Here is a 16,805-nt window from a genome sequence, read left to right as displayed (position 1 = left end):
AACCGCGCCTCTGTGTGGAAGGTTTAAAGCGTAAACTCAGCCCAGATTGGCGCATGGTCAGACGGCTTTTCCATAGCGCGGATATTATAATCGATACCGGTTGCGATGCAGTGGGGTGCTAAAGACCGGCTGGCTAATACTAAATCAATTCGTAGCCCGCGGTTCTCATCGAATCCGCTAGAACGATAGTCAAACCAGGAATAGCGATCGGTCGCGTCAGGATGGGCATGACGGAAGGTATCGACCAGCCCCCAGTTCTTTAGCTTTTGCATCCATTCACGCTCTTCCGGTAAAAACGAGCATTTTCCGGTACGCAGCCAGCGTTTGCGGTTGTCTTCACCGATGCCAATATCAGAATCGGTTGGGCTAATATTCACGTCACCCATAACAATCACCGGACTATCAGGGGTTAGCTGCTGTTCTAAGTAATGCTGTAAATCAGCGTAGAACTTCTGTTTAGCCGGGAACTTAGTCGGATGATCGCGACTTTCGCCCTGCGGGAAGTAACCGTTAATCACCGTTAATGTTCCCATTGGCGTTGCCAGATCGGCCATAATAATGCGGCGCTGGCTGTCTTCGTCATCGGTTGGAAAACCTTTTCTAACCGCAATAGGCTGCTGTTTAGTTAACAATGCGACGCCGTAATGACCTTTCTGCCCATGATAAAAGACGTGATAACCATACTGACTGACTGCTTCCAAAGGAAACATATCATCGTGAACCTTGGTTTCCTGCAGACCGATAACGTCCGGTTGATGTTGTTCTATGATAGCGGCAAGCTGGTGCGGTCTTGCTCTTAGTCCGTTGATATTGAAAGAGATAAATTTCATATGTCGCGTCTTTTCTATGCAGGAGAAGTGGTGACCAATGGTAACAGAGATTAGCGAGCATTGTCATATTGGCCGATATACCTTTCATACTTCAGGCCGCGGGTACGCAGCTCGTCTGACGTTGAATATCGTATTTCTGAGCCAGCTATCGGCCGTAAACGGTGAAATTAACTATTTTGCCCAGCGATTTAAATTGTGTGGCTGATATTGGTCAAACTGAGTGAGCAGGTCTGCCGCAGAATTGCCGACTAGCAGCGTATTGAAGTAGCTCTGGCGAACAAAACCTTCATCAACGACGTGCTGAAGAAAAGCGTTCATTGGCGTATAGAATTGGTTGATGTTAAGTAATCCGACCGGGTTGGTGTGATAGCCAATTTGGCTCCAGGTCCAGACTTCGAATAACTCTTCGAAGGTGCCAATTCCGCCAGGAAGCGCAATAAAACCATCGGCTAATTCGCTCATACGGGCTTTACGGATATGCATGTCGGGTACGACTTCTAACTGAGTCAATCCACGATGAGCCGTTTCAGCTTCGACTAAACGTTCAGGAATAACGCCGATTACTTCACCACCGGCCTCTAACACCGCATTAGCCAGAATGCCCATCAGGCCTTTGTTGCCGCCGCCATAGATTAAACGACGCCCCTGTTGGGCAATAGTCTGACCAAGCTGTTGTGCTGCTTCAGTATAGGCGAGATTATTTCCGGTGCTTGCACCACAATAAACACAAATATTCTTACGCATGAGGCTTCCTGATAAATTAAAACAAGGGGCTTGTATAGCGTATTTAATCGGGAGCTTCAAGGTAGGGGCACGAAATTTCATCAAAATAGCTGAATGAAATTAATCGTAGATTTTTGAAGGATGAATGGTTGTTTGGGCTATTTAGCTATTGGCAACGCGATTTTTTGAGAGGCAACGAGCTAAAATGGTGGTGGGAGAAGGATTCGAACCTTCGAAGTCTGTGACGGCAGATTTACAGTCTGCTCCCTTTGGCCGCTTGGGTATCCCACCATATGTTGCTGGTCTTGCCTGATGTTTTAGTCTGATATTCAGCAAGGGGACGAATCATACCAAAAGCTTTAGCACAGTAAAGCCTTATGTTTTAAATCATTACTGTTTGGCGTTTTTTTATGCTTAGCGTGCTGGATTACTGCGCATGGATAAAAAAAACAAACCACGTTTGACGTGGTTTGTTTTGGCTGTTGCCGCTAAAGAATAACCGTTCTGTTGCCGTAAACGAAAACGCGCTGGGCCAGCACCCGGTAAATACCATGGCTTAATACGTTTTTCTCTACGTCACGACCGGCGCGCATCATATCTTCCGCGCTGTATGTATGATCGACGTTAATCACGTCTTGCATAATAATTGGGCCTTCATCCAGGCTATCGGTAACAAAGTGAGCGGTTGCGCCAATAATTTTAACGCCGCGCTCATAGGCCTGATGATAAGGCCGGGCTCCGATAAAGGCTGGCAGGAATGAGTGATGGATATTAATAATTCTGTTAGGGAAATGGCGAACAAAGTCCGGCGTCAGAATGCGCATATATTTAGCTAACACTACGTAATCAGGCGCAATAGTGTCAATGAGGTCAACAACCTGAGAATCATGCTCTTCGCGGGTTAAACCTTCATGGCTAATTAGATGAAAGGGAATATCGAAACGTTCAACCAGCGTTCTTAGCGTGTCGTGGTTGCCAATTACGCCAGCTATTTCAACGTCCAGCCCACCGTAGGTGCTCTTCATTAACAGGTCACCGAGGCAGTGTGCTTCTTTGGTAACCAGAATGACAATTTTTTGCCTGCCCGCATGGTTAAGCTCGCGGATTGAACCTTCCGGTAAAGCACCATCCAGATCGGCTAACAGCGTTTCATCGTTAAAAATGCCTTCTAGCTCAGTGCGCATAAAGAAGCGGCCAGTGCGGTGATCGACAAATTCATTATTCTGTACAATGTTGAGCTGATGCTTGTAGCAAATATTGGTAATTTTAGCGATCAGTCCTTTTGCATCGGGGCAGATAGTACGTAAGATTTTTCGTTGCATTGCTGTTTTAACCTTTTGATATATTTATTTTTCTAGTGAACGGGTTTTAAGTGATATAAAAATTTGGTCTTTGGCGCTTTATTTAATGACGCCCGCAACATTTCTTGTATTTTTTCGCACCACCGCAGGGGCATAAATCATTGCGACCCGTCTGTGGCTTTATGCCGGACGTATAATACCAACGGCCTTCCTGTTTGATAAAGTGGGAGCGTTCATGGATAACGTTTTTAATATTTGTTTTGGTATCCTGATATTTAGCAATAAATTCGACGTAGCCCTCACAGTCGTTACTACCGGCAACCTCATCGATAATCGTTAATCCTTGCCATTCAGTATGTTCAAAACTGGCGCTGAGCGATTGCGCCATATTGACGATGCGATAATCAACGTGCCAGCTTGAGATAAGGTACTCTACATTCTGGACAACATAAGCGCTATAGCGGGATCTCATTAACTCTGCGGGAGTTTGGGCTACGCTGTGTCCTGATAGTAAAGAATCACAACACTGTGTAAAGTTTTTTAAGCTTCCACACGGGCACGGTTTAAACACAATAAGCTCCGTAAAATATGAACATCGTAATTTGTTGAAAAAAAGGATAATAAAATTAAAAAATGGTACAAATATCTACATATTCCTTGTTTAGTAGACATAGCAACAATTTTTAACAACAATAAGTTATAGATTTAGCAGGCACAAGTGCAAAATTTGAACCAATATATAATAAACAGCAAGCATGGAAGTTGACAATGACACCCCCTCTCGCTAACAAACATATTCTTATTGTCGAAGACGATCCGGTTTTTCGCTCTATGCTGGCGGGCTACCTAACTTCCCTTGGCGCGACTGCCGGTGAAGCTGAAGACGGTGAGAAGGCTCTTATTTACGTCAAGAATCACTGGCCAGATCTGTTGATATGCGATTTAGGTATGCCAAATATGGACGGCATTGCGTTGGTCGAAAATCTCCGGCATCAGGGGTGTCAGGTTCCGGTGATTGTCATTTCTGCGACGGAAAAAATGACTGACGTGGATAAAATGCTGCGTCTGGGTGTGCACGATGTCCTACTTAAGCCGATTTCCGATCTGACCACGCTACGTGATGCGCTATTGAGCTGTTTTTACCCTTATCTTTTTTCTTCACCGGCCAGCGATGAAATGGCGTTGCTTGACGACTGGGCCAATTTAAGTGAAAAACCACAGGAAGCCATTCAATTATTGAGGCAGTTACAGCCTCCGGCTCAGCAGGTGATTTCAGGCTGCAAAGTTAACTATCGCCAACTGACGTTAGCCGATCGTTCCGGCATCGTCTTGGATATTGCTCCTCTATCAGAAAATGACTTTGCTTTTTACTGCCTTGATATTTCACTCGCTGGCGATAAAGGTGTTTTAGCGGCGTTATTATTACGGGCATTGTTCAATAACTTATTACAAGAACACATAGCGGAACAGTCTGAATCTCTTCCCCAAATGCCAACTGTTCTGAACAAAATTAATAAACTTTTGCACCAGTCCTACTTAGAAGGGCAATTTCCATTTCTGGCGGGCTATTATCATGTGCCAAAACAAGAGCTCCTGATTGTTTCGGCAGGTTTGCATGTGAAAGTGGAGGCCAATAAGCGCAAATATGACTTAAATGACAGCGTTCCGCTTGGCACGTTAGATTCCATTTTTTCCAGCCAAACTCGTTTAATTACCGGCCAGTGGATGTGCCAAATTTGGGGTGCCGGTGGCCGATTACAGCTGAATGCCTCAGTGTGAATTACGTATTTCCATTCTTGTAGACTAACTTTGGTCTAGGCTGTATTAAGCCTATCGGAGAATACAGTCTTAGCTGATATACTATAATAACTGCTTGTTCTGGAAAGCGATATCACTGCCTTTAACGTCAGTATTCGATTCGTTAAGGTAACGCTTGAGGAGCAACTCCCATATTTTTAACTCTACGCAAACGCAAAACATCTGACTGATTATCCGATGTTTTTGAATAGTGAGAACTGATTATGTCAGCGATACAATCTAAGATTAAAAAAGCGATTATTCCGGTAGCGGGTTTAGGAACAAGGATGCTGCCTGCGACGAAAGCAATCCCTAAAGAGATGTTGCCACTGGTCGATAAGCCGTTAATTCAATTTGTCGTTAATGAATGTATTGCGGCGGGTATTAATCATATTGTTTTAGTAACTCACTCTTCTAAAAACTCCATTGAAAACCACTTTGATACCAGCTTTGAGCTTGAAGCCATGCTGGAGCGGCGCGTCAAGCGGCAGCTACTTAATGAGGTTCAGTCTATTTGTCCTAGTAATGTCACGATGATGCAGGTTCGTCAGGGGCTAGCGAAAGGCCTTGGGCACGCGATTTTATGCGCTCAGCCATTGGTCGGCAATGAGCCTTTTGCGGTCATACTGCCGGATGTCATTATCGATGAGTATGAGTCTAATCTGAAGACTGAAAATTTAAGTGAAATGCTCCAGCGTTTTGACGAGACGGGACGTAGCCAAATTATGGTTGAACCGGTACCTATTAATGAGGTGAGCGATTACGGCATCGTCGATTGTAATGGCTACGCGCTTACGGTAGGGGAAAGCACTCCGATCGCCAAAGTTGTAGAGAAACCGAGCGTAGCTGAAGCGCCATCTAACCTGTCGATTGTCGGGCGCTATGTTCTTTCTGCCGATATATGGCCGCTATTGTCACGAATTCCGCCGGGAGCAGGCGATGAAATTCAGTTAACGGACGCCATTGCGATGCTGATGGAAAAACACCCGGTAGATGCTTATCACATCAGAGGGCGTAGCCATGACTGTGGTAATAAAATGGGATACATGAAAGCGTTTGTTGAATATGGTTTACGTCACGGGACGTTGGGCAATAACTTTAATTCTTGGTTACAGCAGCTCCAGTTATCGACAAAAAATTAGTGAATAATAAAATTTAATTTTGGTGACAACGCGATGAAAGTAACAGTCTTTGGTATTGGATATGTTGGTTTAGTTCAGGCAGCGGTATTGGCTGAAGTAGGCCATGACGTAATGTGCGTCGATATTGATAAAACAAAGGTGGCTAGCCTTAAGAATGGGATTATTCCTATTTTTGAACCCGGGTTAGCGCCGTTAGTGAAAGAAAACTATCAGGCTGGTCGGCTGACGTTTACTACTGATGCTAAACAGGGCATTGAGCACGGAGAAATTCAGTTTATTGCCGTCGGAACCCCGCCGGATGAAGATGGCTCTGCGGATCTGAAATATGTGACTGCGGTTGCCCGCACCATTGCAGAGCATATGACGAGCTATAAAGTGGTTATTGATAAATCAACCGTTCCGGTTGGTACTGCCGATAAAGTTCAAAAGGTTATCAGCGATGCGTTAAAACAGCGTAATGCTGATATCCCTTTTGACGTGGTTTCAAACCCAGAGTTCTTGAAAGAGGGTGCCGCAGTTTCTGACTGTATGAAGCCAGAACGCATCATTATTGGTACTAACAACGATCAGGTATTAGACCTGATGCGTGAACTGTACGCGCCTTTTAATCGTAATCACGATCGAATGGTCATTATGGATATTCGTAGCGCTGAGCTGACCAAATATGCCGCTAACTGCATGCTAGCGACCAAAATTAGCTTTATGAATGAGATGTCAAACTTGGCCGAGTTGCTTGGTGCGGATATTGAAAAAGTCCGTCAGGGCATTGGTTCTGATTCCCGAATTGGCTATCACTTTATTTATCCGGGCTGTGGTTACGGTGGTTCCTGTTTTCCTAAAGACGTTCAGGCGCTTATTCGTACGGCAGAACATATTGGATACCAGCCAACGCTGTTAAAAGCCGTTGAATCTGTTAATGACAAACAAAAACATAAGCTTTTCAGCTTCATTGACCGCCATTTTAGCGGCGATCTGAAAGGCCGTACTTTTGCCCTATGGGGGCTCTCATTTAAACCTAATACCGATGATATGAGAGAATCCTCCAGCAGAGTACTGATGGAATCATTATGGGCTGCAGGGGCTAACGTTCAGGCCTTTGACCCAGAGGCAATGGAAGAAGCCCGCCGGATTTATGGCAATCGCAGTGACTTAGTTTTAGCTACGACTAAAGAAGACGCGTTACAAGGGGCAGATGCATTGGTTATCTGTACCGAGTGGCAAAATTTCCGTGCGCCAGACTTTGATTTGATTAAAGCCACATTAAACCAGCCAGCAGTATTTGACGGGCGCAATCTTTATGAGCCAGAACGTATGAGCCAGCGTGGGTTCACTTATTATGGTATTGGTCGTGGCGCTTCGATTAATCCGGTGATTTGAGGTTAAATATGAAATGCCTAATTACGGGGGCCGCCGGATTTATCGGTTTTCACGTCGCTCAGCGCTTATTATCGTTGGGTCATGAGGTTGTCGGTATTGATAATCTGAATGATTATTATGACGTTAACCTCAAGCTAGCGCGCTTGGCTATTTTAGAAAAACAGCCACAGTTTCACTTTATTAAAATGGATCTGGCCGATCGAGAGGGAATCTCCCGGCTTTTTGCTGAATCTCATTTTCAGCGGGTTATTCACTTAGCCGCTCAGGCCGGTGTCCGTTACTCGATTGAAAACCCGCATGTCTATGCGGAAGCGAATTTGATTGGGCATCTTAATATTCTGGAAGGGTGTCGGCATAGTCAAGTTGAACACTTGTTATATGCTTCATCGAGCTCCGTATATGGACTGAACCGTAAATTACCGTTTTCCACCGATGATAGCGTTGATCATCCGGTGTCTTTATATGCGGCAACCAAGAAAGCGAATGAGCTGATGTCTCATACCTATTCTCATCTTTTCAACCTGCCGACAACGGGCTTACGGTTTTTCACCGTTTATGGCCCTTGGGGGCGTCCTGATATGGCTTTGCTTAAGTTTACCAAAGCCATTATTGCCGGACAGAGTATTGATGTTTATAACCACGGTGATATGCGTCGTGACTTTACCTATATTGATGACATCGTTGAGTCGATTGTTCGTTTGCAGGCGGTAATACCTGAGGCCGATCCTTCATGGACGGTTGAAACTGGCTCCCCGGCAACAAGTTCAGCGCCTTATAAAGTTTATAATATTGGTAATAGCCAGCCAGTTCGTCTGATGGAATACATTGAGGCAATTGAGAAAGCGTTGGACAAGACTGCAACTAAAAATCTGTTACCAATGCAGCCTGGTGACGTAATGGAAACTAGCGCAGATACTTCAGCATTATATAGCGTTATAAATTTTAGACCGGAAACCTCTGTTGTTGATGGAGTTCAACGGTTTGTTGATTGGTATAAGCATTTCTACCACTAATAGCTAATTAGCCATCAAATAATATGAACGCAAAGAGAGAGAGGGCATTAGCCCTCTTTTTTATGGGGATATTTGTTCGTATTATTTGGTCTTATTTTATAGAACAACTTTCTCCCCGTATTTCTCTCAAATCTATATTATTACTATGGCAACTATTCTGTCGTATGATCTTTCGGTTAGCTAAATGGGGGGGTAATTACTAAAAATGTCCACTTATTAGTGGACTAATGATGATTTAAATAGAAGATATTTTAGGTAAATATGGAATTTTGTATATAAAAAAACCTCCGATAAAAGAGGCTTTTTAGCACTAACAGGCTAATTACAGCAGGAAATCGTCTAGTGATTTGCCTTCATCTTCGATAGCTTTCTTAATCACCGCTGGAGTACGGCCTTGGCCAGTCCAGGTTTTTAATTCGCCATCTTCATCAGTGAACTGATATTTGGCCGGGCGTGCTGCGCGCTTAGATTTACCAATTACTTTAGTGGCTGAAAGAGACTGAAGCAATTCATTAGGATCGATACCGTCAGCAATTAACATTTCACGGTATTGTTGTAACTTACGAGTACGTTCTTGAATTTCAGCCTGACTAGCCTGATCTTCTTCGCGACGCTCTTTTACTACAACTTCCATTTTCTCTAACATTTCTTCTAAAGTCTCAAGAGAGCACTCTCTTGCTTGAGCACGCAATGTACGGATGTTGTTAAGGACTTTTAATGCTTCGCTCATTGTATAGTTCTCAAATTAATTATGGATTGAAATCTTAAGTAATAATAAAACGCTTAATTAATTTCTGCAATAGGGCATGACATAAATAAACTTATTTATTTATTAAGCAGAGTCAAATATGGGAGTAAAGTTAGTTAATACAGCAAAACACTTTGTTCAATTTGACACGTTTTTATGCTCCATATGACTAATCCTATGCTCGGTATATTTATTTGAAACAGACCGTTAGTCAATGTGATATATCCCTGTCCATGGTTGTTTTTTGTTAATAACTTTGTTTTTATTCCTAATAATGGTTAGTTATAACCTGCGTCAGGGGTTTGGTAAAAGATTTTACATGCTGTTATATCACTATTTGTAACAGGTCGTGATTCTTACAAATCCATTGTATATTTTCTGAGTGAGTCGCTGATATCTTAGGCAATATATTGAATATGCTTTCTTTAATTACTGAAATAAGTATGGCTTTTCTTTTGCGGGGTATGTTGCCTTATCCTAAGTAGAGTTACCTCAGTGGTAAGTTTGCTGAATAAAAATACTTAGCTAATAATCTTTAATAACTCTATATAAAAGAGCTTATTAGTAAATGGCTCCGTGCTAGCTATCGGATTGCTCTTTGCATTTTTAGAGGTAATTAGGGTCTGTAGCTAATGGTTGTGGATATAAGCAGCGATAAGGCCAATACGGTTCGCTGATGTGGGTTAAATAGGGTTGTTGAACTTATCGCCGGAAAGATAACGCTCTGATGGGTAGTCTGTGGTGAGGTTTTGCTTCTATTAGCCACATTTTACGTTTTAGATAGGTGAGTAATAATTACTTTATTGTTGAGTTTTAGTGTAGTGAACGTTAATAGCTTATTATATTTTGAAACAATGGGTTATTCTCGGTCAATCGTACATATACATAGATGAATACCAATATAGGGTCGTGCAACGCATTGTGTGATTTTTGAAGCTATATAACTTCTATGTAAAGAAAGTTGCATAAATGTAGGTTTGTTAGCCTACTGGCGGTAATTAGCGGCCAAATGATACAACCGGGGCATCATAAATATAAAGGCCGCCAGAAGCTGATGGCGGCCTTTATCAAACAACATTCAATAACTATTTCTTACTTTTCTTAGTTGCAACTTTAGCTTTAGTTTCAACCTCGGGGGACAATTTCTGTTCTTCTACATAACTACGGCCATAGTAGGTATCTAACAGAATTGTTTTCAGCTCAGAAATTAGCGGATAACGCGGGTTGGCTCCGGTACATTGATCGTCAAATGCGTCTTCAGATAATTTATCTACTTTAGCTAAGAACTCTGCTTCAGGAACGCCTGCTTCGCGGATTGATGCCGGGATATCCAACTCTTTCTTCATGGCCTCTAACCAGTTTAATAGCTTCTCTATCTTGGCTGCGGTGCGGTCTCCCTGCGCTGACAGACCCAGATGATCCGCTATTTCAGCGTATTGACGGCGCGATTGCGGGCGATCGTATTGGCTGAATGCAGTTTGCTTAGTCGGGTTATCGTTGGCGTTATAACGAATCACGTTACAGATTAATAAGGCATTCGCTAAACCGTGTGGCAGATGAAATTCTGAACCCAGCTTATGCGCCATTGAATGGCAAACACCCAAGAAGGCGTTGGCAAATGCGATGCCAGCGATAGTGGCCGCATTGTGCACTCGTTCACGGGCAACCGGGTTTTTAGCGCCTTCTTTATAGCTCTGTGGTAAGAATTCCTTCAGCAGTTTAAGAGCCTGAAGCGCCTGTCCATCAGAGTATTCATTTGCCAATACGGATACGTAAGCTTCTAATGCGTGAGTAACGGCGTCTAATCCACCAAATGCGCACAGTGACTTAGGCATATTCATCACGAGATTAGCATCAACTATTGCCATATCTGGCGTTAATGCGTAGTCGGCTAAAGGATATTTCATGCCGGTTGCGTCATCGGTTACTACGGCGAACGGCGTTACTTCCGAACCGGTACCTGACGTGGTAGTTACCGCGATCATTTTGGCTTTTACGCCCATTTTCGGGAACTTATAGATACGCTTGCGGATATCCATAAAGCGAAGCGCCAGCTCTTCAAAATGAGTTTCAGGATGTTCATACATAACCCACATGATTTTAGCCGCGTCCATCGGTGAACCGCCGCCTAGAGCAATGATTACATCCGGTTTGAAGGAGTGCATCTGTTCCGCGCCTTTTCGCACAATGCTTAAGGTTGGATCGGCTTCAACTTCAAAGAAAACCTCGGTTTCAATGCCGTGCTGTTTTAATACTTTGGTTATTTGATCTGCATAGCCGTTATTAAATAAGAAACGGTCAGTAACAATAAATGCGCGTTTTGCGCCATCAGTGGCAACTTCTTCTAAAGCAATAGGTAAAGAACCACGACGGAAATAGATTGATTTTGGGAGTTTATGCCACAACATATTTTCAGCTCGCTTAGCTACCGTTTTCTTGTTGATCAGATGCTTAGGACCGACGTTTTCAGAAATGGAGTTACCACCCCATGAACCACAACCTAATGTTAGCGATGGCGCTAACTTAAAGTTATACAGGTCGCCAATACCCCCGTGAGAGGTTGGGGTATTGATTAAGATACGGGCCGTTTTCATTTTATCGCCAAAGTAAGCGATGCGTTCACCTTGGTTGTCTTGATCAATATACAGTGCTGAAGTATGGCCAATACCGCCCATCGCAACTAACTTAACGGCTTTATTTACTGCGTCATCAAAGTTTTTAGCGCGGTACATCGCTAACATTGGCGATAGTTTTTCGTGGGCAAACGGTTCTGATTCGTCAACGACAGTGACTTCACCAATCAGCACTTTGGTTGTTGATGGTACGGTGACGCCCGCCATTTCTGCAATTTTCACGGCAGGTTGGCCAACGATATCTGCATTGATATTGCCATTTTTAAGAATGATGCCCTGAATGGCCTTCAGCTCTTTACCTACCAACAAATAACCACCGTGGGAGGCAAAACGCTCACGCACTGCATCATAAATTTTATCGACAACAATAACCGATTGTTCTGAAGCACAAATAACGCCGTTATCGAAGGTTTTCGACATCAGAATAGAGGCAACGGCGCGCTTAATATCAGCCGATTCATCAATAACAACCGGTGAGTTACCTGCACCAACGCCAATTGCCGGTTTACCCGAACTATAGGCTGCTTTAACCATACCCGGGCCACCGGTAGCCAGAATCAGATTAATGTCAGGATGGTGCATGAGTTGATTTGAGAGCTCGACGCTTGGAACGTCAATCCAGCCAATAATATCTTTAGGTGCACCGGCTTCAATTGCCGCCTGCAGAACGATATTTGCCGCTTCATTGGTGGCATTTTTAGCTCTTGGATGAGGCGAGAAGATAATGCCGTTGCGGGTTTTCAGGCTGATAAGGGCTTTAAATATTGCTGTAGACGTAGGGTTTGTCGTGGGAACAATACCGCAAATAATGCCGGTCGGTTCTGCGATAGTGATGGTACCGAACGTCTCATCTTCTTCAAGAATGCCGCAGGTTTTTTCATCTTTATATTTATTATAAATATACTCAGATGCGAAGTGGTTCTTAATGACTTTGTCTTCCACTATGCCCATGCCCGATTCGGCAACGGCCATTTTGGCTAACGGTATGCGGGCATTTGCAGCGGCGAGTGCCGCAGCTCTGAAGATCTTATCGACTTGCGCCTGAGTGAAATTCGAATACTCAACCTGAGCTTTCTTCACTCGGGCAACCAGCGCATTCAGTTCACTGATATTACTTACTGTCATGGGACTCTCCTAAGATTGATAAACTTTTTTAGTGAGTAAGTCGCGATACAAGTATTAAGTATAGGAAAAGTTGGTCAGCTCAATACGATTTACTTACTGAAAAAGTTTAACTTAACATATTGTTATTATTTAAAAATTTAGATAATTAACAACAGCCTTATCGAGTTATATTTTCTTATTTCCGTACAGATTGATTACAGCTTACCGATTAAGTTGTGGCCATATTGTGATTTGAATCACAATATTTGCATGCTGACACCTTTCAGCAAAGGCGATATTGCTATTTTATTACCTCTTTTGGGGCATGGTTTAGGTTCATTCAAATCAGTTTGGCTATATTAGCTTTATATGCTTAGATTTTTTGTATAACTGGGCGTTGTATCCGGTTATTTAGGCTAGATCCCAAAAGATAATTCTATTACATTAGCGCCAGTAAAATTACCCCTCTGCTTTAGATAATCGGGAGTTCTCAATGGGCCATACCATGCTGGATTTGTCCGGATACATTAAGTTTCTTGTAGGTATGTTCGCGCTAGTGAATCCAGTGGGGATCTTGCCCGTATTTATTAGCATGACTAACTACCAGTCGCCGGCAGCCAGAGATAAAACTAACTTAACGGCAAATTTGTCCGTGGCCATTATTCTTTGGTGTTCATTATTTCTAGGCGATACGATACTGCGTACTTTTGGGATCTCGATCGACTCTTTCCGCATTGCGGGCGGCATTTTGATTGTGACAATTGCTATGTCAATGATCAGTGGCAAGCTCGGTGAAGATAAGCAGAATAAGCAGGAAAAAACTGAAACGGCGATCCGTGACAACGTTGGCGTAGTTCCATTAGCGCTACCGTTAATGGCAGGGCCAGGCGCGATCAGTTCGACTATCGTATGGAGCACTCGCTATAACAGCTGGCTGGATTATCTGGGCTTCTTTGTCGCGATAGCGCTGTTTTCATTTTGCTGTTGGTTGCTTTTTAGAGCCGCGCCGTTATTAGTCCGGCTGCTCGGACAAACGGGTATTAACGTTATTACCCGTATTATGGGGCTGTTGCTGATGTCTTTAGGTATTGAATTTATTGTTACCGGCGTAAAAGCATCGTTTCCGGGCTTATTAAGCTGATTGATTATTACCGATAACAAAAAACCGCAGCCGGTTCTCGCTGCGGTTTTTTTGTATTCAGTAGCCAATTAATTAGTCAGAACTGCGGTTTAACCTATTGTTTCCACAAGATATGGCAGAATTTATGATTCTTTTCACGGCTGATTAATATCCGGGCAAAGATATCATCGATTTCATCCTGCTCATTGGTCAGGCCGATAATGACTTCGGCGAAGAAGTCTGGATTTAAATCAAAATCAACGTGTTCCAGCCATTCGTCAGATGGGTCCAGCAATTCCGCTGCGCCACGTTCTTCAAACTGCAGATTGAATAATATGACATCTGCTGGGTCAAGGTTATCTACGGCTAATTCTAAAAAGATATCATAAGCTTGATCAAGCGTTTCATCTTCATCTAAGCGGTTATTTATATCAAAGTCGGTCATATCCATTAGGGATCCCATCGGTAGATTAATTTTTTGCTATTGCCTGTTTGTCATAGTAGCGGACTGAAAAAATAAAATAAACGTTCTATTATGCGTTGCCACATTGGGCGCTTAATCCACTCGTTGGGATCTAATAGCGTTGAGCGGGCAATATAATCACTTTGGACACAGGCAAGGTCTTGGCCAAATGCTCGATCGTCTACCACTACGGTGATTTCAAAATTAAGCCAGAGGCTGCGAATGTCTAAATTTACCGTTCCAACCAGGCTGAGTTGACCGTCAACCAAAACGCTTTTGGTGTGTAATAACCCGCCTTCAAACTGGTGAATTTTGACTCCGGCCTCTAGCAGTTCGGAAAAGAAAGAACGGCTAGCCCAGCCGACCATGATTGAATCATTCTTTTTCGGAACGATGATATTGACGTCCACGCCTCTGAGGGCTGCGGTGCAAATGGCATGTAACAAGTCATCGCTAGGGACAAAATAGGGGGTCGTCATGATGAGCTGGCTACGTGCGGAATAAACTGAAGTCAGTAGCGCCTGATGAATCATCTCTTCAGCGAAACCCGGGCCTGACGCAATAACCTGCACCGTATGGCCAGCTTCTTCCTCAAACGGCAGCATCGTGAATTGAGGCGGCTCTGGCAGTATTCGTTTACCGGTTTCAATCTCCCAGTCGCAGGCATAAATGATACCCAAAATAGTGGCTACCGGGCCTTCCATTCTAGCCATTAAATCAATCCATTGTCCTACGCCGGAACCCTGTTTGAAAAAGCGAGGATCGACCATATTCATACTGCCGGTATAGGCAATGTTATTATCAATAAGAACAATTTTTCGGTGTTGGCGAAGGTCCATACGGCGTAAAAATACCCGTAGCACGTTGACCTTTAGCGCTTCAACGACCTGTATGCCTGATTTTCTCATCAGTTCAGGGTAGGGCGTACGAAAGAAGTGCATACTACCTGCCGAATCGAGTATTACTCGACAGCGTACGCCTCGTCGGGCCGCCGCCATTAAAGCTTCAGCAACGTTATCAACTTGGCCTCCGGCCTGCCAGATATAGAACACCATTTCGATGGTATTTTCAGCCCGCGAGATATCATGAATTAATGACTTCATGGTTTGGTCGCAGTTGGTTAGCAGTTGGAGTTGATTGCCTCTAACGGCAGGAATGCCGTGGCGATGCTCGCACAGCTGAAATAGTGGTTCTGAGACGGTGCTAATCTGAGTGGCGAAAACCTGTTTGCAGTTTTTTAGCTCACCCAACCAGCTAACGGTAAAAGGCCACATTTCTTGCGCCCGTTCTGCATGACGTTTACCCAGATGAAGTTCACCGAATAACAGGTAAGCAATAATTCCGACCAGCGGTAGAATATAAATAACCAACAACCATGCCATTGCAGACGGCACTGAGCGTCGTTTCATTAATATTCTTAGAGTTACACCGGCGACCAATAACCAGTAACCAAATACTAGTAGCCAGCTCATAACGGTATAAAAAGTGGTCATTGTGAATTTGTTATCCTGTTTCCTTCAAAAACAAAGTTAAGCTCACTGAGTGTACGCAGACTTAGCAAAAGGTAAAAACATTTCTGTTATTTGATTATAGGTTCTCGTTAGCTAGATTTTGATTTAACTACGCTACTTGGCAGGGCGTATGCGTTACACTTACCGTCTCTTTATTGGTTAAACATACTGTTGATTATCATGCAAAGAACCCGAACAGAAGTTGGCCGCTGGCGGCTGTTACGTCAGGCTCAGCGGCGCCGTAATCGTTGGCTGGAAGGTCAATCTCGCAGAAATAGCCGTATTCAACGTATCAGAGTAGACCGGCAGTTAGGCCGCCAGAAACGCTCGCTGCTTTATGCGACTAATTATAAGTGGTGAAAATAAGCGCTGTAGTGGTGCTGTTTAAGGTTCCCTACGCTATGTGGCTCGGGAACCCATAAAAGTCAGAAAATGCGTTTAAATGGCTTTATAGTGACGTTTTGATACACACCGGCCTCGATGTACGGATCTTTATCCGCCCAATTTTTGGCTTCAGCCAAACTTGAGAATTCGGCAATAATAGTCGAACCGGAAAAGCCTGCTGCGCCGGCGTCTTCACTATCGGCAATGGGAGTAGGTCCGGCGACAATCAGCCGATCCTGATCTTTTAGCTGCTGTAACCGGGCTAAATGGGCCGGGCGAGCCGCCAGACGTTGTTCTAATGAATTTGCTACATCTTCCGCATAGATTAGGTATAACACGGCACTATCCTTAATGTTATGGTGGGAAAAATTGTTGATGTTAAGTTATGTGATTTGGCCTTATTCATCAATGGGAATTTCACGCGTAGGCTTGTATTTATCAAACCCTCCGATAGCCCTATAAATAGTGAGTTTAAAGCTGTTTCTCTATATACCATGGGTAAATTGATATTGAATATCATTACCATTTTCATTTAGAATCCTCACTACGTTAGAACATTGGAATGGCTATTTTTTGAAAAAGTTCTTTTTAGCGCGTCATTTTTCCTGGCCAATCACCTTTTCTGTTTGCCTTCATGCGTCACTTATTGGCGGGCTTGT

Annotated in this window: 15 protein-coding genes and 1 tRNA gene; 6 read left to right on the top strand and 10 right to left on the bottom strand. The window is 43.6% G+C overall.

The annotated features are described in order from the left end of the window. Positions 1–23: 23 nt before the first annotated feature. From xthA to GVI43_RS00940, 5 genes are all read right to left on the bottom strand, one after another. Complete coding sequence (gene xthA, locus GVI43_RS00960; RefSeq protein ID WP_159564501.1) at positions 24–830, bottom strand: exodeoxyribonuclease III; 807 nt, start codon at positions 828–830, stop codon at positions 24–26. 171 nt (positions 831–1,001) lie between these two features. Continuing rightward, positions 1,002–1,574 carry an LOG family protein gene (locus GVI43_RS00955; RefSeq protein ID WP_159564499.1) on the bottom strand — a complete coding sequence of 191 codons (573 nt, stop codon included), beginning with the start codon at positions 1,572–1,574 and terminating at the stop codon, positions 1,002–1,004. Positions 1,575–1,759: 185 nt separating this feature from the next. After that, positions 1,760–1,844: transfer RNA gene (locus tag GVI43_RS00950), tRNA-Tyr, on the bottom strand. 197 nt (positions 1,845–2,041) lie between these two features. Then, on the bottom strand, positions 2,042–2,875 hold the full coding sequence (gene purU / locus GVI43_RS00945; RefSeq protein ID WP_159564497.1) for a formyltetrahydrofolate deformylase: 834 nt from the start codon (positions 2,873–2,875) through the stop codon (positions 2,042–2,044). Positions 2,876–2,957: 82 nt separating this feature from the next. Beyond that, positions 2,958–3,425 carry a YchJ family metal-binding protein gene (locus tag GVI43_RS00940; RefSeq protein ID WP_159564495.1) on the bottom strand — a complete coding sequence of 156 codons (468 nt, stop codon included), beginning with the start codon at positions 3,423–3,425 and terminating at the stop codon, positions 2,958–2,960. Between the two features lie 197 nt (positions 3,426–3,622). Between GVI43_RS00940 and rssB the strand changes: the two genes are divergently transcribed. The 4 genes from rssB (at position 3,623) to GVI43_RS00920 (ending at position 8,183) form a co-directional block, all read left to right on the top strand. Further along, positions 3,623–4,633: a two-component system response regulator RssB gene (rssB, locus tag GVI43_RS00935; protein ID WP_159564493.1), complete on the top strand. Its 1,011-nt coding sequence runs from the start codon at positions 3,623–3,625 to the stop codon at positions 4,631–4,633. 242 nt (positions 4,634–4,875) lie between these two features. Then, a complete protein-coding gene (gene galU / locus GVI43_RS00930) occupies positions 4,876–5,793 on the top strand; it encodes a UTP--glucose-1-phosphate uridylyltransferase GalU (RefSeq protein ID WP_159564491.1) in 918 nt (305 codons plus the stop codon). A 33-nt stretch (positions 5,794–5,826) separates the two neighbouring features. Next, on the top strand, positions 5,827–7,170 hold the full coding sequence (locus tag GVI43_RS00925; protein ID WP_159564489.1) for a UDP-glucose dehydrogenase family protein: 1,344 nt from the start codon (positions 5,827–5,829) through the stop codon (positions 7,168–7,170). Positions 7,171–7,178: 8 nt separating this feature from the next. After that, positions 7,179–8,183, top strand: a complete 1,005-nt coding sequence (locus GVI43_RS00920; RefSeq protein ID WP_159564487.1) for an NAD-dependent epimerase — start codon at positions 7,179–7,181, stop codon at positions 8,181–8,183. Positions 8,184–8,505: 322 nt separating this feature from the next. On the opposite strand, the gene hns is transcribed toward GVI43_RS00920, so the two are convergent. After that, positions 8,506–8,913 (bottom strand): histone-like nucleoid-structuring protein H-NS, encoded by a 408-nt coding sequence (gene hns / locus GVI43_RS00915; protein WP_159564485.1) that lies wholly within the window; start codon positions 8,911–8,913, stop codon positions 8,506–8,508. 1,103 nt (positions 8,914–10,016) lie between these two features. Continuing rightward, a complete protein-coding gene (gene adhE / locus GVI43_RS00910) occupies positions 10,017–12,689 on the bottom strand; it encodes a bifunctional acetaldehyde-CoA/alcohol dehydrogenase (protein ID WP_159564483.1) in 2,673 nt (890 codons plus the stop codon). Positions 12,690–13,161: 472 nt separating this feature from the next. Here adhE and GVI43_RS00905 point away from each other — a divergent pair, with 472 nt between their 5' ends. Continuing rightward, the gene (locus tag GVI43_RS00905) at positions 13,162–13,809 is read left to right on the top strand and encodes a YchE family NAAT transporter (protein ID WP_159564481.1); all 648 of its coding nucleotides are present in this window, start codon (positions 13,162–13,164) and stop codon (positions 13,807–13,809) included. 94 nt (positions 13,810–13,903) lie between these two features. Here GVI43_RS00905 and GVI43_RS00900 read toward each other — a convergent pair whose 3' ends face one another. After that, positions 13,904–14,233 carry an HI1450 family dsDNA-mimic protein gene (locus tag GVI43_RS00900; RefSeq protein WP_211959062.1) on the bottom strand — a complete coding sequence of 110 codons (330 nt, stop codon included), beginning with the start codon at positions 14,231–14,233 and terminating at the stop codon, positions 13,904–13,906. Positions 14,234–14,283: 50 nt separating this feature from the next. Then, positions 14,284–15,744 carry a cardiolipin synthase gene (cls, locus tag GVI43_RS00895; RefSeq protein WP_159564477.1) on the bottom strand — a complete coding sequence of 487 codons (1,461 nt, stop codon included), beginning with the start codon at positions 15,742–15,744 and terminating at the stop codon, positions 14,284–14,286. 198 nt (positions 15,745–15,942) lie between these two features. Between cls and GVI43_RS00890 the strand changes: the two genes are divergently transcribed. Continuing rightward, positions 15,943–16,122, top strand: a complete 180-nt coding sequence (locus tag GVI43_RS00890) for a YciY family protein (protein ID WP_159564475.1) — start codon at positions 15,943–15,945, stop codon at positions 16,120–16,122. Between the two features lie 65 nt (positions 16,123–16,187). Here GVI43_RS00890 and GVI43_RS00885 read toward each other — a convergent pair whose 3' ends face one another. Next, positions 16,188–16,484, bottom strand: coding sequence for a YciI family protein (locus GVI43_RS00885; RefSeq protein WP_159564473.1), 297 nt, complete (start codon positions 16,482–16,484; stop codon positions 16,188–16,190). Positions 16,485–16,805: the final 321 nt, after the last annotated feature.

Origin of the sequence: Budvicia diplopodorum (genome assembly GCF_009800925.1) — a bacterium.
In the GTDB taxonomy this organism is placed as follows: Bacteria; Pseudomonadota; Gammaproteobacteria; order Enterobacterales; family Enterobacteriaceae; genus Budvicia; species Budvicia diplopodorum.
Note: the sequence above shows the minus strand (reverse complement) of the source record. Positions and strands in the feature narration are given on the sequence as shown.

Coding starts and splice junctions, on each gene's coding strand:
- xthA (WP_159564501.1), bottom strand. CDS start 830: ATGAAATTTATCTCTTTCAATATCAACGGACTAAGAGCAAGACCGCAC.
- GVI43_RS00955 (WP_159564499.1), bottom strand. CDS start 1,574: ATGCGTAAGAATATTTGTGTTTATTGTGGTGCAAGCACCGGAAATAAT.
- purU (WP_159564497.1), bottom strand. CDS start 2,875: ATGCAACGAAAAATCTTACGTACTATCTGCCCCGATGCAAAAGGACTG.
- rssB (WP_159564493.1), top strand. CDS start 3,623: ATGACACCCCCTCTCGCTAACAAACATATTCTTATTGTCGAAGACGAT.
- galU (WP_159564491.1), top strand. CDS start 4,876: ATGTCAGCGATACAATCTAAGATTAAAAAAGCGATTATTCCGGTAGCG.
- GVI43_RS00925 (WP_159564489.1), top strand. CDS start 5,827: ATGAAAGTAACAGTCTTTGGTATTGGATATGTTGGTTTAGTTCAGGCA.
- GVI43_RS00920 (WP_159564487.1), top strand. CDS start 7,179: ATGAAATGCCTAATTACGGGGGCCGCCGGATTTATCGGTTTTCACGTC.
- hns (WP_159564485.1), bottom strand. CDS start 8,913: ATGAGCGAAGCATTAAAAGTCCTTAACAACATCCGTACATTGCGTGCT.
- adhE (WP_159564483.1), bottom strand. CDS start 12,689: ATGACAGTAAGTAATATCAGTGAACTGAATGCGCTGGTTGCCCGAGTG.
- GVI43_RS00905 (WP_159564481.1), top strand. CDS start 13,162: ATGGGCCATACCATGCTGGATTTGTCCGGATACATTAAGTTTCTTGTA.
- GVI43_RS00900 (WP_211959062.1), bottom strand. CDS start 14,233: ATGACCGACTTTGATATAAATAACCGCTTAGATGAAGATGAAACGCTT.
- cls (WP_159564477.1), bottom strand. CDS start 15,744: ATGACCACTTTTTATACCGTTATGAGCTGGCTACTAGTATTTGGTTAC.
- GVI43_RS00890 (WP_159564475.1), top strand. CDS start 15,943: ATGCAAAGAACCCGAACAGAAGTTGGCCGCTGGCGGCTGTTACGTCAG.